The following is a 25,526-nucleotide window of genomic DNA, read 5'->3' as shown; positions in this document are numbered from 1 at the left end:
AAGAGCTACAGATTTAGCCCTTCCCTTGCTTGCCTCAAACCTTCGTCTTGGGGTTAATGCCCGCAACTACAACCTCCGCAGCCGGCGCTATCGCAACTGCCGTCATCACATGCACAACCATTCGAAGCGCTGGCAATGGCACCCGCTAAAATGGCGTTGACGCTGTCCAGCATCTGAGTAAACTTATCCTGTGCCTTCATATAGGCGGCAATGGCCGGATTGGCTTCTACTCGGGTTTCGATTTCATCGACTACTTTTTTATCCTCGTCAGAAAGCTCTTGATTGTTTTGTTGCATTTCCATAAATCGCTCTTGAGCTTTCTGTAACTCTGCAATCAATCGTTGAGCGGACTCGTCAGCAGTCATAGCATCTTCCATGCTGTGCAATTCGGCCAGTTCCGGGCTCTGAGCAATTGCGTCTGCTAAAAGCTGGGCCTTCTCGGTAACTTCATTCATTATTTCTTACACCTCCATGTTACTACATTCTACATTAAATAACTTAATTCCTGCCTTGCTGAAATTAAAAAATATTTAATGATCATTGCTCAAGGAACCATTTCTCCTACTAAAGTCCAAGATCCTGCTTCGACAATCCGCAAGGTAATTAAAGAACCGGTGACTTCCGGCGGGCCGTCAAAGACAACCAGTATATTTCCGCGAGTACGCCCTGTCAAACGATTGGGGTTCGTTTTGCTCGGTCCCTCCACCAAAATCTCATAACATTTCCCGATCATGCCTTGTCTCAGCTGATAACTCTCCTCATTTTGGACACTCATCAATCTCTGAAGGCGGCGTTTTTTCAGGTCCAGGGGAATCTGGCCGGGCATATCGGCCGCCACAGTGCCTGAACGTTTGGAATACATGAAGGTAAAGGCCTGGCTATAGTGTACCGAACTTATCATCTTCAGCGTTTCTGCAAAGTCTTGCTCGGATTCACCCGGAAAACCAACAATGATATCTGTTGTCAACGTGGCTTGGGGAAGAAGCTCACGGATTTTAGCGACTCTGCTTAAATAGTATTCCCTTGTATAATGGCGGTTCATGCATCGCAGGATAGAATTGCTCCCTGATTGCAGAGGGAGATGAAAATGCTCGCATAACTTCTTGCCCCGGGCAATTGTCTCAATTAACTTATCGGACAAATCCTTAGGATGAGAGGTGATAAAACGAATCCGCAAAAGCTCGGGAATTTGATCGACTTCTTGGAGTAAATCGGCAAAATCATAGGAGGGTGCAAAGTCTTTGCCATAAGAGTTGACGTTTTGCCCTAAAAGAGTAACTTCCTTGCATCCTGCGGCCACAAGATCTTTAATCTCCTTGATGATGTCTTGAGGCTGACGGCTCCGCTCTCGTCCCCGAACATAGGGAACAATACAATAGGAGCAAAAATTGTCGCAGCCATACATGATGTTGACATTAGCCTGTAGCTTTCCTTTTTCGGCCAAAGGAGCAGATTCCAGGGTTTGATGAGGTTCTTGCCAAATCTCGGCAACTCTCTTTCCTGTCTCAGAACGGTGCAAGAGGTCGGAAAACTCGTGCAAATTATGAGTGCCTGCCCAAATATCCACATGGGGAGCCCGTTTCTGTAAACGCTCTAAGGCCCCCGGTTGCTGAACCATACAGCCGCTAATGGCAATCTTTAAGTCTGGTTTCTTCTCTTTTAGCTTCTTGAGGTCACCAATCTTGCCTAAAATTTTATTTTCTGCACTTTCTCTGACACAACAGGTGTTAACAATAACCAAGTCGGCATCCTCAAGATCATCAGAACTTGTATATCCTTCTTGGCGCGTAATTTCAGTCAAAGTTTCGGCATCGCGCTCCGACATTTGGCAGCCATAAGTTATGGTCACTACTTTCTTTTCTTTTTCCAAAAGAGTCAACTCCTAAAACAGGTATTGCCTAAAATTCATTATATCGGACCGCCAAGGAAAAACCAAATTAAAGCCTCCAATTTCACCAATCTCAAAGGCCCTTGCCTGGCATTTAATCAAAGATTGCGAAAAACTCCAGCCCTACTCAAAGCATAGTAGGCAATAAGAATAAACGGGCCTAAGACTAAGCCGATAATCCCCATGGAGGCCAAACCAATATACATGCTTATGAGGACAAAAAGCGGATCAAGCCCAACATTGTCCCCTAATATTTTCGGTTCGATAACATGTCTCACGATGGTAATAATCGCTGTTAAAAAGACTAATTCTAAAGCCAATAAATTATGCCCACTGACAAAGGCCAAAAGCGACCAGGGAATCAAAACAATCCCAACTCCCAAAACAGGGAGAATTCCAAATATCCCCGTAATCGTACCTAAGAAAATGGCGTATTTGGGATGGATTATCCACAAGCCGACGATAGACAAAAAAAGGGTTACCAGAAAAACAATAAACTCCGCCCGTACAAAGCCTGCAAAAGCCCGGGAAAAATCCCTTCCCAACTCTCTGAGATCCTCACGCCATTCCCAGGGAAAGATATTTAAAAAGTCGTTAAGATAGCGTTTCGTGCCCTTAGACATGAAAAAAGTCGCTACAAGGGCGATAACAATGATAATGATAATCTCCGGGATCTTTGCGGCAATGGACAAAACATTGGTTAGGAAGGCCGGGACTCTGCTTACAAATTCTCGCACCGTATTATTGATACTGTCATCCGTGCCGGGAAGATTTAAATAATAAACTTCAATTCTCGTGAGCCAGTGCATGATAAAATGTTGTATAAGCTGATTATAAAAAGGCCAATGAATATAGATTTCCTGGACTTCTCGAATCAGCCTAACCACCAAAAGGGTAATTAAGGCACCCAGACCTCCGATCTCTAAAACCATTGCGGTAATAACTGCCGCAGCTTGAGGGAGGCGAGCTCTCCTTATCAATAAAGTCTTAAGCGGATTTATAGTCACTGTCATTATCAAGGCTAAAATAAACGGTAAAAAAAGATAGTTGAAACGGCCGACAAGGTAAATAAAAATCCCAACAACCAGCCAAAAAACTATAAACTTTACACTGCGGCTTAAAAATAGTTTCGTAACCTGGTTCACTAATTAGACTCCCTTCTCCTGGCCAGCAGAATTCGTTTCCGGGAACGACGGTCAACATCAATCTTCCAGCGGAGCAGAAGTAAGGAAAGAGCTCCCACAGGAATAATCCCTACAAGCCAGGAATGATAGTTAGGATTGGAATTCTTAACGGGGGACGGCGGCATAATTGTTTGTGCCGCTCTAAGCGGCAAGGTGTCTAAAAGGGTACTGCCATCATAGATCTCAACACGGGCGACTTCCTGATCTTCTTGAACAGAGGTTAGCTTGACAGTGGAAGGAGTTACTTTCAGGGTCAGGGAGGAAGGGGTTTGATCAGCTAAACTTTGGGTCAGATAAATAGGACGGTCTATTTTCAAATCCACAGGTTCATTATTTACCATGATCGAGGATAAAACCGAACCGGCAGGTTTTAAAATCTTGTCGGAATAATTTGTATACCCATAGTCAAACAAGTTCTGCATATCCGTGTAAATCTCCCGGCCGGGAGATTTAAGGATTACTCCGATCAACTGGCGTCCATCTTTCGTCATTGAAGCAACAAGACAGTTTTCGGCTGCCGCCGTATATCCTGTTTTGATTCCATCAACATCAGAATTCTGCCAGAGCATTTTATTTTCATTGACCATTTGGGTAGGTAAATCGGACTTCGATCTGCTGATGCTATGGGATTTCGTACGGACATATTGGGCAAATAAAGGGTTCTGATAAGCAACCCGGGCAATTAAGGCCAAATCATGGGCTGTCGTCACATGGCCTTGCTCGGTTAAGCCGCTTGGATTGACAAAATGCGTTTGCGTAGCTCCAATTTCCTGAGCACGTTGATTCATCAGATCGACAAAACTCTGTACATCCCCTCCGATATGTTCGGCCACAGTAACGGCAGCATCATTAGCGGAGTTTAGAAGCATAGCATAGAGCAGGTCCTGGAGAGATAATTTTTCCCCAGGCTCTAAATATATCTGAGTTCCATAGACAAGCTTGCTGTTAAGCATGGTCGGAGAAACAGTCACAACATCATTCAAATTTCCGCGTTCCAAGGCCAAAAGCCCGGTCATAATCTTTGTCGTGCTGGCCGGGGCCAGCTGTTCGTCCGGATTTTTAGAAAATAAGGTTTGTCCCGATTGGACATCGAGCAAATAAGCACCTTCGCCGCGCACCTGAGGTAAAGGCTCTAAATCAGCAGGCTTGTCCGCAGCATATGTTGTCGGCAAATTGCTCAGAACCATTGACAACGCCAGTAATATGACCATAATGAATTTCAAGGAAGCAAAACCTCCCCTTCTTGTTATACTTTACGCTGATAGAACACAGCCAGAACGCCCGGGCCGGTATGGCTGCCGATAACACAGCCGATTTCACTGACCCACACGTCCTTTACTGTAAAATGCTGACGGACTTCTTGGGCTAACATCATTGCTTCTTCATAACAGGCGGAATGAGAAATTCCGACGACTTGTTGTTCAGGCCGGTCAATTTCCTGTTCCATAAGTTCAATTAATCTGCGAATCGCCGCTCGTCGGGAACGAACTTTAGCAAAAGGTTCAATTCTGCCATCCGGGGTCATATGTAAAACAGGTTTAACATCGAGTAAACCGCCAATAAAACCTGCAGTTTTACTAACCCTGCCTCCTTTAACCAGGAACTCTAAGGTATCTATCGTAAATACATACCGCATTTTCTGACGAACATCAAGAATTCTGGCTTCAGCTTCCTGCCATGAGGATGCCGTCGTTAGAATTTCCTGAGCGGAAATGGCCAGCAGCCCGTAACCGAAAGACGCTCCTAAGCTATCTAAAATATGAACCTTCTCAGGTGCCGAGGTACTGTCCCGCATAATCTGAGCCGTAGCAAAGGTCGAGCTTAGACCTGAAGAAAGATGTATCGCCACCACTTCATGGCCGTTAGATAGAGACCGTTCATAGCACTCTAAAAGAGCGCTCGGATTAGGTTGAGATGTTTTAGGCAATTCCTTGAAACTATTGAATTCAGCGTAAAAATCTTTAGCTGTAAGATTAACTCCTTCGAGATAGGTTTTACCATCAATGGTTACCGGCATGGGAATCACGTCAATGCCGGCCGCGATTGCACGCTCAAAGGGTATATCTGCCGCACTATCAACAAGAACTTTGAAGGACATATTTCCACCTCCCCTAACGAAGACGATACAATTTAATTATAATTCGCTATAGGACTATATTATCCTGCAGAACAAAAAAATAAATGCCCATGCGTCTCTGCGATGAACATTTATTTTCTCAACTAAAAATCAGCGGTTATTTATAAAGGCCGAACTAGGATGCTAAACGTTGAATAATTGCATGTTGTCCCAAAGTTGCCATCAATTTTGGAAGTTCCTGCTTCTTAACTAAGCGATAATTGACTTCTTCGCCTTCGATCCAGGTTACAAGAAACATAGAATCCCCTTCTCTCAGTTGTATTATGTATACATAATACCATAATACACCCTGGAAAACAAGTTACCTCCATAATCACTGGGCAGAAACACCATTAATTTTTCTGTTTGCAAACAATTGAAGCTCGGACCATAGACCGGTATCGCGAATATCCGCATGATGACCTTGCTTGTTAATAAATAAGTGAACTGTTTTCCCCTGAGCCAAAAGGGAACCCGCCCGCAGTATTTGATAAGAAAAAGCGACGGACCGTGTCGTTATCTTCTCAATCTCCGTCACAATCTCCAATTCATCATCATAACGGGCAGGCTTGCGATAGCGGCAACTGGCCTCAATAACTGCCAAACCAAGGCCTTGTTCCTCAAACCTTGTGTAAGGAAGACCTATTTCACGAAAAAGTTCCGTTCTGCCAACTTCAAACCATATTAGATAATTGGAATGATAAACTATACCCATTTGATCGGTTTCTGCGTACCTGACTCTCAAACGGGTTTTTCCTTTTAATTCCATAAAGAAGCCTCCTTTGTTTTGTTATTTTCTATTATTACGTTACCTCATAGTTCTTACACATTAAGAAAGGCAACTTCGCCCACAAGAGCGCACTCATCTCAGGGAGAGGCGGTTAAGCCCACAAGCGAGTGAGCGAAGCTCGGAATATTGAGTGAACGATGTGGGCGAAGCCGCCCGACCCAAAGAATGTCTCTTCTTCATTGAGCAGTGGTGCCGCTTCGCGGCATGTATGTCTGACTGTACAAGAAAGAGCGCCTTTAGCGCTCCTGAAATTAGGGCAAATAGTTTAAAGGATTCACTGTGTCACCGTTTTGAATAATCTCAAAGTGCAAATGAGGGCCTGTGGCATTCCCTGTTGCGCCGACGAGGCCAATTGTTTGCCCCCGGCTCACTTGCTGTCCCACGGAAACCAGAAGGCGTGACGAATGTCCGTAGCGGGTCATAACCCCGTTACCGTGATCTATCAAGATCATATTGCCATATCCGCCGCTCCACCCGGCAGCGACGACCGTTCCCGATGCGGCCGCCGTATAAGGCTCGCCGGTATCCCCGCCAATATCAATCCCGGTATGAAAACTCCCTGACCGAGATCCATAGTAAGAATTAATCGAACCTCTTAAGGGCCAGGCAATTCCTGAAATAACTCCTGAGCCCCTGGACACTGCATAGGCAACATTAAGGGGGAGGCGGCTAGGGCCTTTATCAACAATTTGCTCAACAGGCGTCTTAATTTCCTTCTCCTCAACAACTTGTTTCGCAACATCTACTCCATTTTTCTGAGTATAGGAGTAAGTGACAAGTTTGGAACCGTCACTGCCTTGTTGTTTGATGATCGTTTTACCGCTCGGCAATTGAGAATTTGTATGCGTAATCACATCAAAAGCGACTATTTCCGTATCAGTTCGTGTGCCTTTACTAATCACATTGAGATATGGTGTAGCCGTAACCAGTTTGATTTTTTGTCCGCTTTGGATCGTGCTATTTTCCGTCATCCCCGGATTCCCTGCCAAAACTTCCTTTGTTTTCATATTATTTTTACGTGCAATCAACCACCAAGAGTCGTTGGCTTGAACGGTATAGTCTGTCGTTGTAACTTTCCCATCCTTTAACTCTTTAAAGACTTGTTCCGGAAGCTTAATTTGATCTACCTGAGCCTCAACTGATTTTGTTGAAACAGTTTCTGCAAATTCTACCGAAGACACTTGATTATTGTCACTTGGTTTAACATAGAAATCCTGATATTCTTTCAAGGCTTTTTGGACATCAGCCTGGCTGGGCAAAATAGCGACTTGAACTCCGGCAATCTCTAAAGAAACTCCATCGAAATAGGTCTTCAAGGTATTTTGCAGTTCTTTTTTTGTCACTGCTTCTTGGATTAGAGACGCCTTCCTGACCCGGACCGGTTCGTAAGTGATTTGTTCATGGGTTTTGGCAGGTTCGCCGATAGCCTGTCCTCGGCTTTTTAAGATATCCTCAATCATCTGTTGGCCTGCTTTTTCACTTGTGACAATTCCTATTGGCCGACCGTTAAGGATCAGATAATCCGCAGAGCTTGATCCACATAAATAAACACTTGAACCGACAACTACGATACCAAACGTTACTGCCCCCGCTATTATTTTAGGTGACTTCCAGCATATATCAGCAAATTTTTGCTTATGCCCTAATTTAATTTTAAGAAGATAAGGTTTGCCGCTAAACTTAAAACGGGCTAATAATTCCATGATATAGGTTTTAAACCTTTGCAGATTTATCTTTTTCATCCAATCCCCCATTCATCGTTGTCTATTGCGGCAGATTACATCACTCATCCCTGAACAAGGGGACAATCTGTCATTATCTTTCGCAGCATGTTATAATATGGTTGTTATAGTCTTTTCAATTTTAGACTAATTAGGAAGAAGGGAGAAATTCTCGTGGCTACCTCACCAATTAACATACTTATTCAGCGCATTAACGAGCTTTCCAGAAAACAAAAAGCTGAAGGCCTTGAAGAATGGGAAAAAGCCGAACAGGAAGTTCTGCGTCAGGAGTATCTGTCATTTATCCGCGGGCAAGTCAAAGAAACGCTAAGCAAAGTAAAAATCGTCGATGATCTTCCCGTGCAATAACTATCTGCTAAGACTGTCGGCCTTAGCCATTCATTGATTTTTGAAGTTTGTCCAGCCAATGATTGGACGCGGGAGTTGCGGGTCCATGTCCTGGCAAAATCCAGCGTAAAGGACGTTCTATAACGATCTGAGCCGACTTCCTCAGTATTTCAAGATCCCAAGAAAAGTAATTCGGCGCTAAGCGAATCTCCCCCCCTTGAAAAAGATCCCCAACGATAGCAACACCATTCCGATAGAGTACAATATGCCCTGGTGTATGCCCCGGCGTAGGAATGACTTCCCAATCTTCGAATACTTTTCCCTCTTCTAGAGGCTTAATCTCCTTGGCAGGGATTAAAGCGCCATAAAGAGGCCGGGTCAGCAAAGGCAGCCAACGTTTAATGCCGGGACGTTTCTGCTGTCCCATAATATAAGGTATTTCCAGTCTATGTGCATAGATAGGACAATGCGCTAGGTTTTGTAATTTTACGGCACTTCCGACATGGTCGACGTCATAGTGGGTAAGAATTATTCCTTCGAGAACCGCAGGATCTAGTCCGATATTGTTAATATACTTTAAGATTCGATCCTCTTGCCCAGGTAACCCCGAATCAACCAGAAAACTATGCGAACCTGTCACAAGATAAACATGGGCCCCTTTTACCCCATCTATTAGATGAATGCCATCAGTTACTAACACTAAACTATTTCCTCCATCCAATGGTCAACGTGCTTCCAGCTCATTATAGTACGCTAATACTATGATGAGCTGGGCACGTTCTTTCTTTCGCTAATTCTTATAGTTTGTTCGACAGAAAGATCAAAATACCTTTTGATTCAAAATAAACTTACAATAAAAGATTAAGATAATTGGCCAGGTATTTTTTTAACCATATGACAGATACTAAGTGATGAAAGAATTGATTTTCGATAAGGAGGGAAATCCTTATGCCGGAACGAATTCTAAAATTTGGAGGGGCCAAAATCCGCAACCTTGTTCCTCCCGTGAAAATTAACCGTTTTGTCAATCGTTTGCCCGCCGCCAAGCGCGATTCCTTATTTGAAATTGCCAGCGAATTGCAAAACGCAGGCCTGATTGACGTCCTGAATGATCGTTCGCAAAGTACCATCGACAAGGATACAATTGATGATCAAATGACGAATAGCGGTAATTTTGCCCATGATCTGCAAAGCTTCAAGCGGCACACCAACGACACTAAAACTCTTCCCAAATAATCAAGCTCCAAAAGCATTTGGATTAAGTTATCCAAGTGCTTTCTCTAAATAACAACTATAATTCCGCGCCATGACAGCGCGGAATTTTTAGCGTCTTTAACTTCACCATTGCAAAACCTTAACATTTAACCGTTCATCTCAGTTAAGCCAGGAGAACCTTAACGCCTAAAGAATTGAGCTTTTCTCTTACAGATTCCGGTAAACTGGAATCCGTAACCAGGGTTTGAATACTATCCCAACGGGCAAAGGTATGAAAATATATTTGTCCGATTTTGGCACTATGGGCAACAAGGATAACTTCTTTGGCAACTTTAAGCATCACTTGCTTGACCTCGGATTCCAGCATATTGGCAGTCGACAGGCCGCGTTCAATCGTTACGCCAGTGGCGCCTAAAAACAGTTTATCGGCATTAAACCCTTTTAAGACCGAACGGGTCACCGGCCCAGCCAGGGCAAATGTCCCGCTCCGGACTTCCCCCCCGGTCAATAATACAGTAATTTCATTCCGATTCCCCAAGACACTTGCGATGGGAATTGAGTTGGTAATGACAGTACATTTAGTATTCAGCGCCTGGGCAACGGCCAGCGTCGTAGTGCCCGCATCCAGGATAACTGAATCACCTTCGGAGATAAGAGTCGCCGCTAAATGACCAATTCTTGCCTTTTCCTGTTCCGCTTCTCCCATATTCAGCAACGTATCCATGATAGAAACCGGAGGATAGATCGCTCGTCCGTGTTCGCGTTGGATCAAACCCATCGCTGCCAAGTTCTTAAGATCCCGGCGAATCGTCATTTCCGATACATTAAACCTCTGGGCCAACTCAACCACGGTTAAATTCCCATGCGCTTGGAGCAAATGATGAATTTCTTCCTGCCTTTCAGAACTCACAATCTCCCCCCTCACGCTGCTTACAGGATACTCACCGAACCTTCATACACTATGCCGGTCAGAGCGTCAACAGTTATCAACTGCCCATTTGCCACCTTTGTGAAAGCCTCGGGTACGCCGACAATTGCAGGTATCCCATACTGCAGCGCCGCAATTGCCGCATGGGAGGTCAGTCCGCCTTCTTCAACGACGAGTGCGCCGGCTTGAGCAATAAGAGAAACAAACCTGGCATCGCTGCTCTCCGCAATCAGGATATCTCCCTGGTTAATCGTATCCTGATCCGGGTTTTTGACTTTCTTAGCCAGCCCTGAATAGGATTTACGCCCAATACCCGTACCTTTGGTGAGAATGTTTCCTATAATTTGAACCTTAATCATATTGGTTGAGCCGACTTTGCCAATTGGCACGCCCGCAGTAATCACGACGACATCGCCGGAGCTGACGTAATTTTTGTTGAGAGCTGAATTCACGGCAACGGACAACATTTGGTCAGTCCCTGGACTTTCGGGAACCACAAGGGGTTGAACTCCCCATTGCAAAGACAGTTTTCTGGCCGTTGCTTCAAAAGGAGTTGCCGCCACAATTAAAGCTTTGGGGCGATATTTGGAAATCATTCGCGCTGTCAGCCCTGAGTGTGTAGGGGTAAGAATAGCGGCTGCTTCCAAATCTTTAGCGATGGTATAACTTGCAAAACTTATTGCCTCGGCTACATTTAGCTGAGGGTGCCGGGTTGCCTGCTTCCCTAAAGAGGTTTTCTCAGTACTCCGCGCTATTTTATCCATCATTTGAACCGATTGCAAAGGGAACTGACCGGCTGCTGTTTCACCGGAGAGCATAATGGCATCTGTTCCATCCCAAATAGCATTGGCAACATCGCTGGCTTCCGCGCGGGTAGGCCGCGGCTGACGAATCATGGAATCCAGCATTTGAGTCGCAACGATTACCGGTTTTCCCAGCAGGTTACATTTTGTGATCATTTCCTTTTGATGGATGGGTACTTCCTCAACGGGAATTTCAACGCCTAAATCTCCCCGGGCAACCATTAAACCATCAGAGACCTCTAAAATTTCATCTAAATTTTTCAGTCCTTCTTGGCTTTCTATTTTAGCAATGATCTGAACGTTAGCTCCCATCTCTTCGACAATTCTGCGCACATCTAGAATGTCAACCGCTTTCTGAGTAAAGGAGGCGGCAATGAAATCAATTCCCTGAGAAATGCCAAAGCGGATGTCCTCAATATCCTTACCCGTAACTGCCGGCAAATCGACATGGATACCCGGAACATTAACTCCTTTTTGCGACTTGAGAACTCCACCGTTGCAAACGACGGTTTGAATCGTTTCTTTCTCCGCTGAGCTTACTTCCAAATCAATTTGACCGTCGTCGATTAAGATATGGGTACCCGGCTTAACACTTTGCCAGAGAGTTTTATGAGTTATGCCCACCCGATTCTGATTCCCCGGACTGAGATCAATATCCAGTGAGAAAACAGCTCCGTTTTCTAACTTAACTCCTTCATCCGGGACCATTCCGGTGCGCACTTCCGGGCCTTTTGTATCGAGAAGAATACCTAAATGCTTGCCGATTTTAGCAGCTTCTTCTTTCAAAACAGCAATTCTTCGGCCATGCTCCTCATGGGTCCCATGCGAGAAATTTAAGCGCGCAACATCCATTCCCGCCGCTAGAAGCGCTCGAACATTTTCATTAGACTCACTTGCCGGACCTATCGTGCAGACAATTTTAGTCCTTCTCATGCTGTATTTCCTCCCGGTTACAGACCTTTAGCCGCAATCATTTTTACCAAATCGACAACGCGGTTGGAATAACCCCACTCGTTATCGTACCAAGACAATACTTTAACCATTCGATCGCCCATCATCATAGTTGACAAACCGTCGACAATCGAGCTTGCCGGGTTCCCGTTAAAATCGTGCGAAACAAGCGGCAGATCCGTATACTCAAGGATACCTTTTAATTCGTTATCGGCTGCTTGGCGCAAAACCTCATTGACTTCTTCCTTAGTCGTTGGCTTGCTCAAATTAGCTACGAAGTCAACCAAGGAGACATTAGGCGTAGGAACCCGTACCGCCAGGCCATTCATTTTCCCCGTCAATTCGGGAAGAACGAGAGTTACCGCTTTAGCCGCACCTGTTGTCGTTGGAATCATTGATTGATAAGCGGCTCTTGCTCTGCGCCAATCCGAATGCTCCAAATCCAGAATACGCTGGTCATTAGTTACGGAGTGAGTCGTCGTCATCATCCCTTGTTCAATGCCAAAAGCATTGAGCAAGACTTTGGCAACCGGTGCGAGGCAGTTCGTCGTGCAGGAGGCATTGGAGACAATATGATGATTTTGGGGATCGTATTTATCTTCATTGACGCCCATAACGATGGTTATATCTTCATTTTTGGCCGGTGCGGAAATAACTACCTTTTTAGCTCCTGCAGTAAGGTGCTGTGACGCCCCTTCGCGTTTCGTGAAGCGCCCCGTTGATTCGATGACAAGGTCAACCCCTAGTTTTGCCCAAGGCAAGTCTGAAGGATTCCTTTCCGCTAAAATCTCAATGCGTTTTCCGTCGACGATCATGGTCTGACCGTCAATTTCAACTGAATTGGTAAGGATACCATGGACAGAGTCATACTTAAAAAGATGCGCCAATAAATCCGGGCTTCCCAAGTCATTAATTGCTACAACCTCAAAAGGGAGTGACTGTTTCAGGGCAGCACGAAGTGTCAGTCTGCCAATTCTACCGAACCCATTAATTGCCACGCGTAAACTCATGTGTATAAACCTCCTCTTAATTGATCCAACCTTGAAGCTGGAAAGCATAACCTGCTAATTAACATTTATTCTGTGCAAATAAACAAATTCCTGCTACAAAAATGTTTACTTACACATTTTATTGTTTATATGCCTTTAGGGTTCCCTAAACAAAACAAAAACTTGCAACCCAGCGCTTGCAAGTTGAAAGTTTAAAAGAAAAATAGGCTTGCAGCAGTAAAACTGTTGTTGCAAGCCTATTTCAAATCATTCGCTCAATAACATTCTAGCGTTCAACAATTAGAGCGATACCTTGTCCACCGCCAATACACAGCGTAGCTAAGCCGCGTTGTGAATTTCTGCGCTTCATTTCATGAAGTAATGTAACTAAAATCCGCGTCCCTGAAGCCCCGACCGGATGACCCAAAGCAATAGCTCCCCCATTGACATTTGTTTTTTCCATATCAAGGTTTAATTCTTTAGCTACTTCTAAGGTTTGAGAAGCGAAAGCTTCATTCGCTTCAACAAGGTCGATATCTTCAATCTTCAAGCCGGCCTTTTCCAAAGCCTTACGGCTTGCGGGAATCGGACCGGTACCCATAATGCGGGGGTCAACTCCGGCTGAAGCCCATGATTTAATAGTGACTAAGGGTTTTAAGCCTAATTCCAGAGCCTTTTCCTTGGCCATAACAACCACAGCTGCTGCGCCATCATTGATACCTGAGGCATTGCCGGCCGTCACGGTACCGTCTTTTTTGAAGGCTCCCTTCAGTTTGGCAACACTTTCGTAGGTTGCGCCGAAACGTGGGAATTCATCTTTGGAAATAACCAGAGGATCTCCCTTGCGCTGAGGAATAGTAACCGAGACGATCTCTTCATCGAACTTCCCGGCTTTAATTGCCGCTTCCGCGCGATTCTGGCTTGATACGGCATAGCGGTCCTGTTCCTCACGAGAAATGCCGAACTGCTCGGCAATATTTTCAGCGGTAATTCCCATGTGAATATTGTCAAAAGCATCGGTTAAGCCATCGTTAACCATTAAATCAACGACAGTGGCATTTCCCATTCTATAGCCTGTTCGTGCTTTAGGGAGAACATAGGGAGCCAAAGACATGCTTTCCATGCCACCGGCGATGACTATATCCGCATCTCCCGCGATAATGGCCTGTGCGGCGCAAACAACAGATTTAATACCGGAACCGCAAACTTTATTTAGAGTCCAGGAAGGAACTTCCTGAGGAATTCCGGCTTTCATCGCCGCCTGGCGGGCAGTATTCTGCCCCAGTCCACCTTGCAGCACGTTGCCCAAAATAACCTCGTCAACTTGATCGGGAGCAATTCCGGCTCTTTTGAGCGCTTCCTTAATGACAATGGCTCCTAATTCGGCGGCAGGAATCTGTCCTAATGCCCCACCAAAAGAACCCACTGGCGTACGAACTGCGCTAACGATAACAACGTCTCTCATTAAGTCATCTCCTACAGCAATATTTTAGAAACTCTGACAACGAGTGGATTATCCTTTCAGGATATGGCTGCTGATAACGACGCGTTGAATTTCATTAGTTCCTTCATAAATCTCGGTAATTTTCGCATCCCGCATCATGCGCTCAGCAGGATACTCACGAGTATAGCCATATCCTCCGTGGAGTTGAACTCCCATGGTAGTCACAGCCATTGCCGTTTCAGAGGCGAATAATTTGGCCATTGCCGAAGCCTTGGAAACGGGAACATGCTGATCCGCCATTTTGCAGGCTTTATAAACAAGCAAGCGGGCTGCTTCAATTTGAGTAGCCATATCTGCCAGTTTAAACTGGGTGTTTTGGAACTCTGAAATAGCTTTGCCGAATTGCACACGTTCTTTTGTATACTTCATGCATTGCTCATAGGCACCTTGAGCGATGCCCAAAGCTTGGGAAGCGATGCCGATTCGACCGAAGTCCAGAGTCTGCATAGCAATTTTGAAGCCTTGACCCTCTTCACCCAACAGATTTTCAGCAGGTACATGAACGTCTTCAAAGACTAATTCATAAGTAGCCGAGGAACGAATTCCCATCTTCTTCTCTTTTTTACCAAAGGAAAACCCTGGCATTCCCTTTTCCACAATGAAGGCAGCGATTCCCCGGTTTCCTTTACTTTTATCCATTTGCGCCGTAACCACATAGGTATCGGCATAGTAAGCATTAGTAATAAATATTTTGCTGCCGTTTAAGATGTATTCGTCACCTTTACGAACTGCCGTTGTTCTTGTTCCGGAAGCATCCGAACCTGCCATGGGCTCTGTTAAGCCAAAAGCTCCCAGTTTTTCACCTGTGGCTAAAGGAACGAGATATTTTTTCTTTTGTGCTTCCGTACCAAATTTATAAATAGGGTTCGCACAAAGGCTGGAGTGCGCGGAGATCGTTACGCCCACAGATGCATCAACCCTGGAAAGCTCCTCAACAGCGATAGCATAAGAAATATAGTCCGCGCCTACACCGCCATACTCTTCAGGAAAAGTGATACCGGCAAGGCCAAGCTCCCCGGCCTTTTTCCAAATCTCTACAGAAAATTCTTCTGTTTCATCGCGGTGTTCCGCACCTGGAGCGCATTCTTTCTCGGCAAAATCGCGCACCATTTTGCGCATCATAACATGGTCTTCAGTTAAATCGAAATTCATAAGTCACCCTCCAATTTCTTTATGCATAAAATGCGTTTCTAACGTCCTTCAAAAGCAGGCTTTCGTTTTTCTACAAAAGCAGTGCAGCCTTCCGTTTGGTCCGACGTACTAAAAGTAAGGCCGAAAACTTCCGCTTCATAGGCCTGAGCACTATCTAAATCCAGATTAATTCCTCGTTGGATGGCAGTTTTACTTAACTGTACCGCCACAGGGGCTCGTCCGGCAATTCTCTGAGCGAGTTTTTGGGCTTCTGCCAGAAGAGAATCCGCCGGATAAAGGCGATTCACCAGCCCTATGCGGTAAGCTTCCTGCGCATCAATAATATCACCGGTAAACAATAATTCACTGGCAAGTCCTGTACCAACTAAACGAGGTAAGCGCTGTGTACCGCCAAAACCGGCAGTAAGCCCTAAGGTTACCTCCGGTTGACCAAATTTGGCGTTTTCGCTGGCGAGACGAATGTCGCAAGCCATTGCTAATTCGCATCCTCCGCCCAGAGCGAAACCGTTGACAGCCGCAATCACAGGTTGAGGTAAGAGTTCAAACTTGCGGAACGTCGCTTGTCCCAATTGAGCAAAGCGTCGGCCCTCTAAGGGAGTAAAATCTTTCATTTGAGAAATATCCGCTCCTGCGATAAAGGCCTTTTCGCCACTCCCGGTGACAATCACAACCTTGACACCAGAATCCCTCCCTAACTCATCGAGAGCAGTGGACAGTTCTGATAATGTGTCGCTATTTAAAGCGTTCAAAGCTTTCGGGCGATTAATGGTTAGGATAGCAACATTGCCTTGACGTTCTAACAAAAGATTTGCGTACTCCACGCTTTGACCCCCTTGTTTTTACGGATCTTAATAAAAAATGATTCCTTGAGTGCGCGTCTATCTCTCCAAAACTTTGCCTCGAAAAGTTCTATAAGCTTGGATAGTTACGCCTCGTATTGATAAAAACCTCGACCGGTCTTGCGTCCCAGCCAGCCGGCTTTAACATATTTTCGGAGTAAGGGGCAAGGACGATATTTATCGCCCAGTCCTTCATGGAGAACTTCCATAATTGACAAGACAGTGTCAAGACCAATCAAATCCGCTAAGGCCAGCGGGCCCATTGGATGGTTCATTCCTAATTTCATGACGTCATCAATAGCTTCAACGGTTGCGATTCCTTCATAAAGCGTATAAACGGCTTCATTCAGCATGGGAATCAAAATACGGTTGGCGACAAAACCTGGAGCATCGTTAACCTCTACGGGAGTTTTGCCCATTTTTAGGCTTAAATCTTGGATGAGGTTATAGACTTCATCACTCGTTGCTAAGCCGCGAATGACTTCAACAAGTTTCATCACGGGAACAGGATTCATAAAGTGCATCCCGATCACTTTTTCCGGGCGCTTAGTGCAGGCTGCAATTTCTGTAATAGGAAGCGATGAAGTATTTGTGGCAAGAATTGTATGTTCGGGACAAATGACATCAAGTTGGGAAAACACCTGAACTTTAATTGCCATATTTTCTACAGCAGCTTCGATCACCAAATCTGCCGCAGCGGCATCTTGCAAAGAAGTTGATTTTGTGATGCGACCTAAAATGTCTCCTTTTTCCTCAGCTTTCAGCTTTCCTTTTTCTACAGAACGGTTTAGGTTCTTCTCAATAATTCCAAAGCCACGATTTACGAATTCTTCTTTGATGTCGTTCAAAATAACTTTGTAACCCGCTTGAGCTGCGACTTGGGCGATCCCGCCACCCATTTGTCCTGCCCCGATAACCATGATTGTTTTCACTAATGCTCCTCCTTTTTCTATTCAAATTTATAATCCCGCAGAAATGGGTGATTCCCGAATCGACCGAATCTTAATGCAATTTTCGTGCCATTTATTTATTCAATAGATTCTGAATCTTGAATTCCTGCCATGATAAGCTTTTCTATATAATGTCTACCTGAGATGGTTTTTAAAAATTAGACAAGGGCTGTATACATTAGTTTACACTATGAAAACCGAGATTCAAGTAATTCTATGCATGTCCTTATAATAACATGGGTGTCTACAAACATAGACATGTCTGTGTTCGTTAACATATTCGGTTTAAATATTCTGACCATAACTTATTAAGAAGTATGTTAAAAATAATTGAATTTAATGAAGGTTATGTTTTACTAGTTTTTTGTACAAACCCGCCCGCGATAGCCCTAAGCTCTTTGCCGCTTGAACTTTATTCCCGTGAGCAGCATCTAAAGCATAAATTAAAGCTTGTTTTTCAACGGCACTCAAAATACTGTCAAGCGACCCGCCTGAAAAAGGCCGAGCTTCATGACCGGCTAAAATCTGCAAATAATTTGGCAAATGCTTTAGTTGGATTTCGGTTCCATCAAGCATATTAAATGCTCGTTCAATAATATTCTCCAGTTCGCGAACATTGCCCGGCCAGCGATACTTCATCAAAACACTTTTCGTTTCATCGGTTACACCTGTCACAGATTGGGCAAATTGCAAATTGAACTTCTTAATAAAAGTCTCGATCAAGGCTTCCAAATCATCGATTCTCTCCCTTAAGGGCGGAATCGTTAAGGCGACAACATTCAAGCGATAATAGAGATCCTCGCGAAACTGTTTCTCCCGTATCATCGTTTCTAAATCACGGTTGGTCGCAGCTATAAGCCGAACATTAATTTTTCGTGGCTTATTGCTTCCGAGACGTTCAATTTCACGTTCTTGAATAACACGCAGCAATTTGACTTGCATCGCTATTTCCATATCGCCAATTTCATCGAGAAACAGCGTTCCGCCGTCTGCCAGTTCGAACTTTCCAATCTTCCCTCCTTTGCGAGCGCCGGTAAAAGCGCCGTCTTCATAGCCAAACAGTTCCGATTCGAGCAGATTTTCCGGTACTGCGGCACAATTTACTTTAATAAATGGACCGTGTCTATTTAAACTTTCTGAATGAAGTAATTGAGCAAACAACTCTTTTCCGGTTCCGCTTTCTCCTCTCAAGAGAACAGTTGATCCGGACTTTGCCACTCGAAGGGCAGTCTGCACCAAAGAAATCATATGGGGGTTTTTGCCTTTTAAAAGTTCCAAGGCTGAAAAATTCTTTTCTAAAACAGTCTTTTTATAATAATCCAGCTCTGAGCGCAGGGAATTAACCCTTTTAGTTAAAGCATAAAGTTCATCCACATCTTTAAAAACAACCTTGCCCAAAGCTCCGACAATTTTTCCATCCTGAGTAATAGGGATTCTGCTGGCAATGATTTCATGACCATTTAGATCGTGAATGTAGCCATGAACAGGCTGACCCGTCTCCAGAACATCGGTGAATTTGGGATTTTGATAGACATCCATAATGTGTTTGCCAATCATGTCTGCGGGAAACTTATTAAAAAAATTGGCAAAAGCCTGATTGGTCATCGTTACTATTCCTTTGTCATTGGTAACAATAAGCCCGTCATAAGCTGTGTTTAAAACAACTTCGAGCGTACGCTGAAGTTGTTTAGTTTTCTCATGTTCTATGACAAGATTATCAATCAGGTTTTGCAGAACGGTAATATCCTGAAATACTGCAACGGCACCGACTAATTCACCCTGAACATAAATAGGCGTACGATTGCTTAATAAAACTATATTGTTAATCGTCATCTGCTGACCTAACTCGGCAATTCCATTCTCGAAAACTCTTAATAACCCCGTGCCGGGGAAATAGGTCGTAATCGACTGCCCGACAAGATCTCGATCCGCAATTTGCAAGATATTATATACCGCCCGGTTGGCATAGATTATTTGCCCTTGAGGATTGACGGCAATAACAGCATTATTAGTATTATCAAGTATTTCTTCGATCGAAATTGGCCCGGACTGTCCCTCCAGCAACATCGGTTAGACCCTCCCGAAATTTCTGTATAGGTAATATTATTCGACAGAAAAATAGGGAATCCTTCTTCAGGGCCTCATAGGGAAAGGAGTGCACCTGAAGTACACTCCTCATTTACTCGGATTCCTAATATTTGCTTATTTACTTACTCTTCTGGGAAGAGGCTTTTGAATGTTTCGTTCTTTTTGGATATCAAAATCGGTAAAGTGGGGGTCATGTATGGTAACCGGAGACTTCGGCCGCGAAACTTTCTTGTGAGTGCCCATATCCTTCCTCCCTTGCAAATCAAGAATTTGACTAAGAATAGTTTTTCCAAGAACTTAAGTCTTATCCTTGATATTTAACAGCGCTGTTTGGAATAATATTGAAAAATCTTTCCCTGACCTGGCAAAATCTGCTCAACATTTTGTTCAAATACTTCATCTCTTTAAGTTATAATGAGAGAGGCAATACCGAAACAGACTCAGAACGGAGGTGTAACGTGGCTAAAGAGCAACAAATTCGCGAGCTTTTTAAATGCAATCCTTTTTCAGCGTTGCCTCAAAACTTTATTGATTTTTGCTTGGCACACGGACGGACGCGTCGTTATGCAGCAAAACAGTATTTATATTTTGCGGACGATGAAGGAAACACGGTTTATTTCCTTTTATCGGGAAGAATTCGCTTATATTTAATGGGAGAATTCACTGAAAAGATTATTCGGGTGCTAAGTCCCCCCAATTTCTTTCCTGAAATAGTTTTGGACGGCAGACCCTATCCCCATGCCGCGCTTTGCATCGAAGAAACGGAAGTTTTAGCCCTAAACCGAGAAATTTTGCTGCGCTTTATCGAAGACAACCCCACAGTTTTATGGTTTTTTTATAAAATGTTAGCCTTGGATTTGCGACGATCTTATCGTCAAATCAGAAATCTCTCAATTGGCGACGCACGCTTGCGTTTGGGAGCTAAGCTTTATGCCTTAGCTCATGTTCACGGGCAAGCAACTTCTGAAGGAGTGCTAATTACGCTTCCTTTATCCGCCACAGAGCTGGCAGGTATGTGCAGTCTGGCCAGAGAATCGGTGAGCCGTATTTTGAGTGAGCTAAAAGATAATCACTTGATTGATGTTGAAAAGAAAAGTATCACTGTTTCCGATCCTAAAAAATTGCGCCTCTGGATTCACGGGCGTTCTGCCCGCTCTCGCTCTTCACTCGACTAAGCTCTAAAGAATTCAAAAAATGTGTTAAACGTTCTTGCGGCTGGCCCTGCTCCAGATAACACTGCAGTGCTGCGCAAATCCAAGAAACTGCTTCCTCATCGGTTAGAACTTGGCCGGCAACCTTGGCAAATTGAGGATGACGGCCAACTCTCCCGCCATATCGTATAGTCCAGCCCCGTTCTCCTGCCGACAAGGTACCTGTAGGACAAACCCGCAGACAGTCCCCGCAGGAAATACACCGTGCCGTATTTAGCACAATCCCCTGAGATTTTTTGCTTATAGCCGCCTCAAGACATGCTCTGGCGCAAGCCTCACACCCTGAACACGGTATATCGGTGATCTGAGGAACGACATAACCAGACACGCCAAAATCTTTGATATCGGGCAGAGAGCATCCGTTAGGACAGCCAGCCAGACTAATTTTAGGAAGATGATGAAATTGCACAGAGTCGAACTTTGCAGTCAAAGCTTGTTGGAGGTTCAATTCAGTAAGTTTTTGAGTCAACATTGTCAAAAGATTGTGCCAGTCACAGGCGGATCTTGGACAGTTCGGCCGGCAATGTTCTATCTGAAACCCATTCTGCCGCATAAATATTCCCCCAGAATTTTGTTATAACTTCGAGCGTCTCAATTAGGATTAAGTTTAACAAAAAAGCTTGCATAACAGTGTGGTTTTGATCACAATAGACATAAAAATCTCCCGCACAAAGTTGTGCGGGAGATTTTTATTGTATTCTGTTTTAACCGTTTCATCCTATATTTCATCCTAATATAAGTAAATTAAATTTCTCTATTGGACTATCTATTCATTTAAATTAACTCTTTTACCGGAACAAATATAAACGACTTCTTCAGAAATATTAGTACAGTAATCACCCAAGCGTTCTAAGAACCTGCAGGCAAACAACAGATAATTCGCTTGATTCACCTGCTGAGGCTTTGTCATCATTATTACCTTGAGTTCGTCAAAAACCCGCGAATAAATTTTATCAACATCATCATCTATAAGGGCCGTCGATGCGGCCGCTTCGCAGTCCTCTTGGACATAAGCCTTTAAGCCGAGTTCAAGCATCTCCTGCACCAGAGCGCTCATTTTAGGGATGTCAACTAAAGGTTTAATTAATGGTTCTTGCCCAATTCTGTGAGTTAATTTTGCCAGATCGACGGACAAATCACCCATTCTTTCCAGGTAAATGGAGATTTTTAAACCAGCCACTACTTTACGCAAATCACGTGCAAAGGGTTGCTGGGTAGCAATCAGAAAAATACAGATCTCTTCAATCGCTGCTTGCAGATTATTGACAGCGCAATCCCCGGTTATAACTTGATCAGCCAACTTTAAATCCTGGTCAATTAAAGACCTCACCGCTAAAGCGATTCGTTCATCAACCATCCGACCTAAATCTAAGATATTTAAGCGTAAATCTTCCAGATCATGATCGAATTTCTGACGCATCGGCATCTAATAGCCCCCCTCTCCTTTATTGCCATTAATTTTTCTATTATAAATAATTTTGACAGTATTATATCAGATATTTATATACGCGAGAAGTAAGCAGACCCTAAGTCTCCAATAGGCTCCGGCAACCGTTCTATCTATACTACTCGTCGAATGTAAACTTATTATGATCTTTAGGTAAAGTTTCGGTTAAATCTTTTCAGCCCTGTTCTTCTAAGCAGTTTACGAAAATATAACTCTAACTTCCTATTCCTTTACCTGGCCATAATATGTTCTTAACATCCGTACTTTAAACTGGTTTTAAACAAAGCAGAGGGGTATGAATGAATGTATGAAAGGATTATTGGTCAGACACTTGGTACAATAACTAAAATCTTTCTTGCGCCTGTAGGACCCTTGCAATATTTCATAGACTCCCCTGGCGAAACTCACGGTCATTGTCTGGAACAGGCCTATACCTGCTTAGAAGCTGACGGCAAAGCCGCTGTTGCCAAGATACTTAAGCCCTATCACTCCTTACTCTTGAAAGGGCTGTTTTGGGCTGATCGAGGATGGAAAAACGTCAATCATTTTTACAGTCATCCGGATAAGCAGGGAATAATCCATTGGCCGGGAGCAACCGCTGAATGCCAGTTCTACTTTAATAAAGCTCTCTCCTACTTTCCCCGCAACATTCCTAAAAGTATGTTTTTTTTGGGGGCAGCACTGCACCTTGTTCAAGATATGTGCGTACCTCACCACTCTTTAGGAGTAATTTTTGACGGTCATAAAGAGTTTGAAACCTGGGCAACTCAGCATTGCAACAGGTTTCCAGCCGCGAAAGGGCAATATTTAACCTTTACTCATGCTATTCAGTGGATTGACCATAATGCCAGAATTTCTGAAACTCTCTTTCCTTTAGTAGCCCTCAGCAAAGGGGCCTCGGAATCGAGTTACGCCCAAGCAGCTGAAACTTTAATTCCGCTGACTATTGCCACTACAGCCGGTTTTTTAAACTTTGCAGTTAATCAATTAGAAAATCTGACTAAGACAAACTAGCAACAGACTGTTCTGACTGTCCAAGGAAAAAGGGAGTGTTTCACAATGATGTCGTCGAACATTATTATGAAACACTCCCTCAGTTTTAAAACCGTAAAAGCAGCTATGTTAAGTTGTCCGCTGATTTAGAAATCATTTTTTATATTGCAGCAATAGTTTTGAACAATATTCTATCATTTCACGCCGCCGTACAATACCGATAAAAATTTGTTGATCGTCAACAACAGGTACAAAATTTTGAACCACTGCCCTGGAAATCAGATCCTCGATTTGAGCATCAATTGTGACCGGCAAATTTTGGACATGCTGCTCCACATCTTTAAGACAAATATCTTGCGTATTATAAAAAGTTAAACCTGGGGTGTTTTTAAGTTTCCAAAGTAAATCCCCTTCGGTAATAGTTCCTGCATATTTTCCATCCTCATCAATGAGAGGCACAGCGGAATAACTATGATATTCCATCCTTTCCAAGGCTTGACGCATTGTCGAATTTTCTTTTAGGTAAACAATATCCTTTTTAGGTATCAGGAAAAAAGCTACATTCATGTCATACGCTCCGTCTAACTTAATTTCAAATTTATCCTCTTTATCCTCGTCAAAAATCCTGCTTCAACTATTTTTATAATCCTTTCTATAAAACAGATCTCATCAATATTATAGTTAAATTTTTTCAAAAAAAAAAGTATCTGACGGCAATCATATTAATGATCGTACTGTATTTAGCTTTATTCCCTTTAAATAGCCTTCGCCCCAAACTATCAGAAATGTTTGCTGAAGCGGTTTAAAAGGTCTATTAAATTTTCCGGTGTAAATTGCAACAGCTTAGGCCCTCCAGAGGCCGGTTCTTTCAAAGGCTTAGCCCCTGTTGTTTGGGGGGGCACAACGGCTCGGACAAAAATAGTGGTTATAATTTCCAAAACCAACATAGGTAAAGCCCCCCGCACGCCTGGTAAAGTGAAAATAGGCAGCAAAAAAAAGGCTGTCGGGCCAAAAGGAACATCTGTAAAGTCTCCCCAGACCGTTAAGGCAACTACAAGCGGGGCTTCCGGAGTTTCAACAGTCCCCGTTGTAACATCAATTTGACCGGTTGTAGGCTGGACATAGTTACGAGACACTGAAGTCAGAAAATCTTGCAAATCATTAGGGGACATGCGCACCGTCTGTTCCGGTGAAATGACAGTGCCTGGGTTTAGTATTCCCGTTCGCAGGCCAAGGACCCGACTGATGATAAAAAGAACCAGCTGGGTAACACTGAGGATTCCCAGAGATGCGAAGACCTTTCCCGTTAACAACGGTTGTAGGAAAAAAAAAGAAGCACTTCCCGGCAGGGAACTAACGGGAGCAAAGAATGAAATGCCAAAATTCAAAGGTTCTTTGGGACAGTTGCTTGGAGAAGCAACTGGTTCACAAAAATTCGGCATAGGAATTGCTTCTCCGCAGGGCGGGAAATTTGTTGGCGTATCAAAAAAGTTGTTAGGAAACGCCGAATAATTGTTGCTCATTCACTAAACCCCTCTCCTTATTTTAAGATATGGTCCTTTTTAGAAAACGTACCTTATTTCCAAGGGGATCATTGCTCTCAGTTATCATTTACTCGTATCCTCGTCATTGCCGTGATAGATACCTTTTTTATAGTCTACCCCCGGATTAAAGCTTGAAAATTTAAAAAGTTACTTCCCGTCTTTGAAACTTAATCTATTATTTAATATATAGTTGTATCTTAAGAGAAGTATAGGTTTTTATTATGGACCAAAAATTAGTTGACACCTCCTTCCCGCCATATTTTTAGACTGAATCATAAAATTCAAAGCAAAGTTCTTTTATCAGGCTTAGAAACTCTCCATTGATTCTTAAAATTATCCGTATCAAGAGTCCCAAAAAGGCTGGCCTTTAAAAAAATAGTCCGTATTCTGAAATTTTTAAATTTTCCCCTAATTTTGACACAATAATTATATTTAAGTAAAAAATCGCCATATATTATCTTAATGTCGAAGATGTTGACATAATACGACCTCAATGTTAGTCTTTGTCTATAATGAAAATGCAGGTGTATTATTAATAATTTGTTAAACAAACTTAACGTCACACCTGTATTTTTTTGTTTAAAAAAAGTGTAAAAGTTCACAAGTGAACTGCTTCACTTGCGGAACATTCCAGACTATTTAGAAGGTGAGGTTAGCGCCTAGTGGTATGAGTTTCAAAAAAGTCCTTATCTTTATCATTTAAAAATCTTAAAGGGGGTATTGCCCCAATGCCTCATGCCTTGGTCAAGGCTGAGAGTCTATCTAAAATGGAGGGATTTCTATGCGTCCGGCTTGGCTTATCATTTTCTTAGTCCTTGCTATTGCTTCAGTCTGGTCCTTTTGCTACGCCTTAAGGAAAAAAATC

25 protein-coding genes are annotated in these 25,526 nt (G+C 43.6%); 4 read left to right on the top strand and 21 right to left on the bottom strand.

From position 1 onward, the window contains the following. Positions 1-53: 53 nt before the first annotated feature. From REC12_RS03820 to REC12_RS03785, 8 genes are all read right to left on the bottom strand, one after another. Positions 54-455, bottom strand: coding sequence for a YlbF/YmcA family competence regulator (locus REC12_RS03820; protein ID WP_374214165.1), 402 nt, complete (start codon positions 453-455; stop codon positions 54-56). Positions 456-544: 89 nt separating this feature from the next. Beyond that, positions 545-1,879, bottom strand: a complete 1,335-nt coding sequence (gene miaB, locus REC12_RS03815; protein ID WP_308892488.1) for a tRNA (N6-isopentenyl adenosine(37)-C2)-methylthiotransferase MiaB — start codon at positions 1,877-1,879, stop codon at positions 545-547. A gap of 107 nt (positions 1,880-1,986) precedes the next feature. Then, entirely contained in the window at positions 1,987-3,033 is a 1,047-nt protein-coding gene (gene ytvI, locus REC12_RS03810) for a sporulation integral membrane protein YtvI (RefSeq protein WP_308892487.1), read from the bottom strand. Continuing rightward, complete coding sequence (locus REC12_RS03805; protein WP_308892486.1) at positions 3,033-4,295, bottom strand: D-alanyl-D-alanine carboxypeptidase family protein; 1,263 nt, start codon at positions 4,293-4,295, stop codon at positions 3,033-3,035. The genes ytvI and REC12_RS03805 overlap by 1 nt, the downstream gene beginning before the upstream one ends. A gap of 23 nt (positions 4,296-4,318) precedes the next feature. Continuing rightward, the gene (locus REC12_RS03800) at positions 4,319-5,170 is read right to left on the bottom strand and encodes a DegV family protein (RefSeq protein ID WP_308892485.1); all 852 of its coding nucleotides are present in this window, start codon (positions 5,168-5,170) and stop codon (positions 4,319-4,321) included. A gap of 154 nt (positions 5,171-5,324) precedes the next feature. Beyond that, positions 5,325-5,447, bottom strand: a complete 123-nt coding sequence (locus tag REC12_RS03795; protein ID WP_308892484.1) for a hypothetical protein — start codon at positions 5,445-5,447, stop codon at positions 5,325-5,327. 75 nt (positions 5,448-5,522) lie between these two features. Then, complete coding sequence (locus tag REC12_RS03790; protein ID WP_308892483.1) at positions 5,523-5,957, bottom strand: acyl-CoA thioesterase; 435 nt, start codon at positions 5,955-5,957, stop codon at positions 5,523-5,525. Between the two features lie 272 nt (positions 5,958-6,229). Then, positions 6,230-7,720 carry a peptidoglycan DD-metalloendopeptidase family protein gene (locus REC12_RS03785; RefSeq protein ID WP_308892482.1) on the bottom strand — a complete coding sequence of 497 codons (1,491 nt, stop codon included), beginning with the start codon at positions 7,718-7,720 and terminating at the stop codon, positions 6,230-6,232. Positions 7,721-7,873: 153 nt separating this feature from the next. Between REC12_RS03785 and REC12_RS03780 the strand changes: the two genes are divergently transcribed. Beyond that, a complete protein-coding gene (locus REC12_RS03780) occupies positions 7,874-8,068 on the top strand; it encodes a DUF896 domain-containing protein (RefSeq protein ID WP_308892481.1) in 195 nt (64 codons plus the stop codon). Between the two features lie 22 nt (positions 8,069-8,090). Here the strand turns inward: REC12_RS03780 and REC12_RS03775 are convergent, their stop codons facing one another. Continuing rightward, complete coding sequence (locus tag REC12_RS03775; RefSeq protein ID WP_308892480.1) at positions 8,091-8,747, bottom strand: MBL fold metallo-hydrolase; 657 nt, start codon at positions 8,745-8,747, stop codon at positions 8,091-8,093. 248 nt (positions 8,748-8,995) lie between these two features. Between REC12_RS03775 and REC12_RS03770 the strand changes: the two genes are divergently transcribed. Beyond that, on the top strand, positions 8,996-9,283 hold the full coding sequence (locus tag REC12_RS03770) for a hypothetical protein (RefSeq protein ID WP_308892479.1): 288 nt from the start codon (positions 8,996-8,998) through the stop codon (positions 9,281-9,283). A 142-nt stretch (positions 9,284-9,425) separates the two neighbouring features. Here REC12_RS03770 and REC12_RS03765 read toward each other — a convergent pair whose 3' ends face one another. The 8 genes from REC12_RS03765 to REC12_RS03730 all read right to left on the bottom strand — a co-directional run bounded on the left by REC12_RS03765 (position 9,426) and on the right by REC12_RS03730 (position 19,445). Further along, positions 9,426-10,172, bottom strand: a complete 747-nt coding sequence (locus REC12_RS03765; RefSeq protein WP_308892478.1) for a DeoR/GlpR family DNA-binding transcription regulator — start codon at positions 10,170-10,172, stop codon at positions 9,426-9,428. A 20-nt stretch (positions 10,173-10,192) separates the two neighbouring features. Continuing rightward, complete coding sequence (gene pyk / locus REC12_RS03760) at positions 10,193-11,926, bottom strand: pyruvate kinase (protein WP_308892477.1); 1,734 nt, start codon at positions 11,924-11,926, stop codon at positions 10,193-10,195. A gap of 17 nt (positions 11,927-11,943) precedes the next feature. Then, the gene (gene gap, locus REC12_RS03755; protein ID WP_308892476.1) at positions 11,944-12,954 is read right to left on the bottom strand and encodes a type I glyceraldehyde-3-phosphate dehydrogenase; all 1,011 of its coding nucleotides are present in this window, start codon (positions 12,952-12,954) and stop codon (positions 11,944-11,946) included. Positions 12,955-13,219: 265 nt separating this feature from the next. After that, on the bottom strand, positions 13,220-14,398 hold the full coding sequence (locus tag REC12_RS03750; RefSeq protein ID WP_308892475.1) for an acetyl-CoA C-acetyltransferase: 1,179 nt from the start codon (positions 14,396-14,398) through the stop codon (positions 13,220-13,222). Between the two features lie 48 nt (positions 14,399-14,446). Beyond that, positions 14,447-15,589 carry an acyl-CoA dehydrogenase gene (locus REC12_RS03745; protein WP_308892474.1) on the bottom strand — a complete coding sequence of 381 codons (1,143 nt, stop codon included), beginning with the start codon at positions 15,587-15,589 and terminating at the stop codon, positions 14,447-14,449. Between the two features lie 38 nt (positions 15,590-15,627). Beyond that, positions 15,628-16,410 carry a short-chain-enoyl-CoA hydratase gene (locus REC12_RS03740; RefSeq protein ID WP_308892473.1) on the bottom strand — a complete coding sequence of 261 codons (783 nt, stop codon included), beginning with the start codon at positions 16,408-16,410 and terminating at the stop codon, positions 15,628-15,630. Positions 16,411-16,514: 104 nt separating this feature from the next. Then, positions 16,515-17,360, bottom strand: coding sequence for a 3-hydroxybutyryl-CoA dehydrogenase (locus REC12_RS03735; RefSeq protein ID WP_308892472.1), 846 nt, complete (start codon positions 17,358-17,360; stop codon positions 16,515-16,517). A gap of 354 nt (positions 17,361-17,714) precedes the next feature. Next, positions 17,715-19,445 carry a sigma-54 interaction domain-containing protein gene (locus tag REC12_RS03730; protein WP_308892471.1) on the bottom strand — a complete coding sequence of 577 codons (1,731 nt, stop codon included), beginning with the start codon at positions 19,443-19,445 and terminating at the stop codon, positions 17,715-17,717. A 479-nt stretch (positions 19,446-19,924) separates the two neighbouring features. Here REC12_RS03730 and REC12_RS03725 point away from each other — a divergent pair, with 479 nt between their 5' ends. Next, positions 19,925-20,641: a Crp/Fnr family transcriptional regulator gene (locus REC12_RS03725; RefSeq protein ID WP_308892470.1), complete on the top strand. Its 717-nt coding sequence runs from the start codon at positions 19,925-19,927 to the stop codon at positions 20,639-20,641. Here REC12_RS03725 and REC12_RS03720 read toward each other — a convergent pair. Continuing rightward, positions 20,580-21,230: a 4Fe-4S dicluster domain-containing protein gene (locus tag REC12_RS03720; RefSeq protein WP_308892469.1), complete on the bottom strand. Its 651-nt coding sequence runs from the start codon at positions 21,228-21,230 to the stop codon at positions 20,580-20,582. The two genes, REC12_RS03725 and REC12_RS03720, sit on opposite strands and share 62 nt — an antisense overlap. Positions 21,231-21,443: 213 nt before the next feature. Next, the gene (gene phoU / locus REC12_RS03715; RefSeq protein WP_308892468.1) at positions 21,444-22,103 is read right to left on the bottom strand and encodes a phosphate signaling complex protein PhoU; all 660 of its coding nucleotides are present in this window, start codon (positions 22,101-22,103) and stop codon (positions 21,444-21,446) included. Positions 22,104-22,427: 324 nt separating this feature from the next. Here phoU and REC12_RS03710 point away from each other — a divergent pair, with 324 nt between their 5' ends. After that, positions 22,428-23,138 carry a zinc dependent phospholipase C family protein gene (locus REC12_RS03710; RefSeq protein ID WP_308892467.1) on the top strand — a complete coding sequence of 237 codons (711 nt, stop codon included), beginning with the start codon at positions 22,428-22,430 and terminating at the stop codon, positions 23,136-23,138. A gap of 132 nt (positions 23,139-23,270) precedes the next feature. On the opposite strand, the gene REC12_RS03705 is transcribed toward REC12_RS03710, so the two are convergent. Together REC12_RS03705 and REC12_RS03700 are read right to left on the bottom strand one after the other, a co-directional pair. Then, complete coding sequence (locus REC12_RS03705) at positions 23,271-23,684, bottom strand: CBS domain-containing protein (RefSeq protein ID WP_308892466.1); 414 nt, start codon at positions 23,682-23,684, stop codon at positions 23,271-23,273. Between the two features lie 212 nt (positions 23,685-23,896). After that, on the bottom strand, positions 23,897-24,640 hold the full coding sequence (locus REC12_RS03700) for a hypothetical protein (protein ID WP_308892465.1): 744 nt from the start codon (positions 24,638-24,640) through the stop codon (positions 23,897-23,899). Positions 24,641-25,526: the final 886 nt, after the last annotated feature.

Origin of the sequence: Candidatus Desulfosporosinus nitrosoreducens (assembly GCF_030954495.1) — a bacterium.
In the GTDB taxonomy this organism is placed as follows: Bacteria; Bacillota; Desulfitobacteriia; order Desulfitobacteriales; family Desulfitobacteriaceae; genus Desulfosporosinus; species Desulfosporosinus nitrosoreducens.
This window is presented reverse-complemented; position numbering and strand designations above follow the sequence as displayed.

Coding starts and splice junctions, on each gene's coding strand:
- REC12_RS03750 (WP_308892475.1), bottom strand. CDS start 14,398: ATGAGAGACGTTGTTATCGTTAGCGCAGTTCGTACGCCAGTGGGTTCT.
- REC12_RS03710 (WP_308892467.1), top strand. CDS start 22,428: ATGTATGAAAGGATTATTGGTCAGACACTTGGTACAATAACTAAAATC.
- REC12_RS03770 (WP_308892479.1), top strand. CDS start 8,996: ATGCCGGAACGAATTCTAAAATTTGGAGGGGCCAAAATCCGCAACCTT.
- pyk (WP_308892477.1), bottom strand. CDS start 11,926: ATGAGAAGGACTAAAATTGTCTGCACGATAGGTCCGGCAAGTGAGTCT.
- REC12_RS03785 (WP_308892482.1), bottom strand. CDS start 7,720: ATGAAAAAGATAAATCTGCAAAGGTTTAAAACCTATATCATGGAATTA.
- REC12_RS03745 (WP_308892474.1), bottom strand. CDS start 15,589: ATGAATTTCGATTTAACTGAAGACCATGTTATGATGCGCAAAATGGTG.
- phoU (WP_308892468.1), bottom strand. CDS start 22,103: ATGCCGATGCGTCAGAAATTCGATCATGATCTGGAAGATTTACGCTTA.
- REC12_RS03720 (WP_308892469.1), bottom strand. CDS start 21,230: ATGCGGCAGAATGGGTTTCAGATAGAACATTGCCGGCCGAACTGTCCA.
- REC12_RS03700 (WP_308892465.1), bottom strand. CDS start 24,640: ATGAGCAACAATTATTCGGCGTTTCCTAACAACTTTTTTGATACGCCA.
- REC12_RS03795 (WP_308892484.1), bottom strand. CDS start 5,447: ATGTTTCTTGTAACCTGGATCGAAGGCGAAGAAGTCAATTATCGCTTA.
- gap (WP_308892476.1), bottom strand. CDS start 12,954: ATGAGTTTACGCGTGGCAATTAATGGGTTCGGTAGAATTGGCAGACTG.
- REC12_RS03820 (WP_374214165.1), bottom strand. CDS start 455: ATGAATGAAGTTACCGAGAAGGCCCAGCTTTTAGCAGACGCAATTGCT.
- REC12_RS03730 (WP_308892471.1), bottom strand. CDS start 19,445: ATGTTGCTGGAGGGACAGTCCGGGCCAATTTCGATCGAAGAAATACTT.
- REC12_RS03790 (WP_308892483.1), bottom strand. CDS start 5,957: ATGGAATTAAAAGGAAAAACCCGTTTGAGAGTCAGGTACGCAGAAACC.
- REC12_RS03800 (WP_308892485.1), bottom strand. CDS start 5,170: ATGTCCTTCAAAGTTCTTGTTGATAGTGCGGCAGATATACCCTTTGAG.
- REC12_RS03705 (WP_308892466.1), bottom strand. CDS start 23,684: ATGAATGTAGCTTTTTTCCTGATACCTAAAAAGGATATTGTTTACCTA.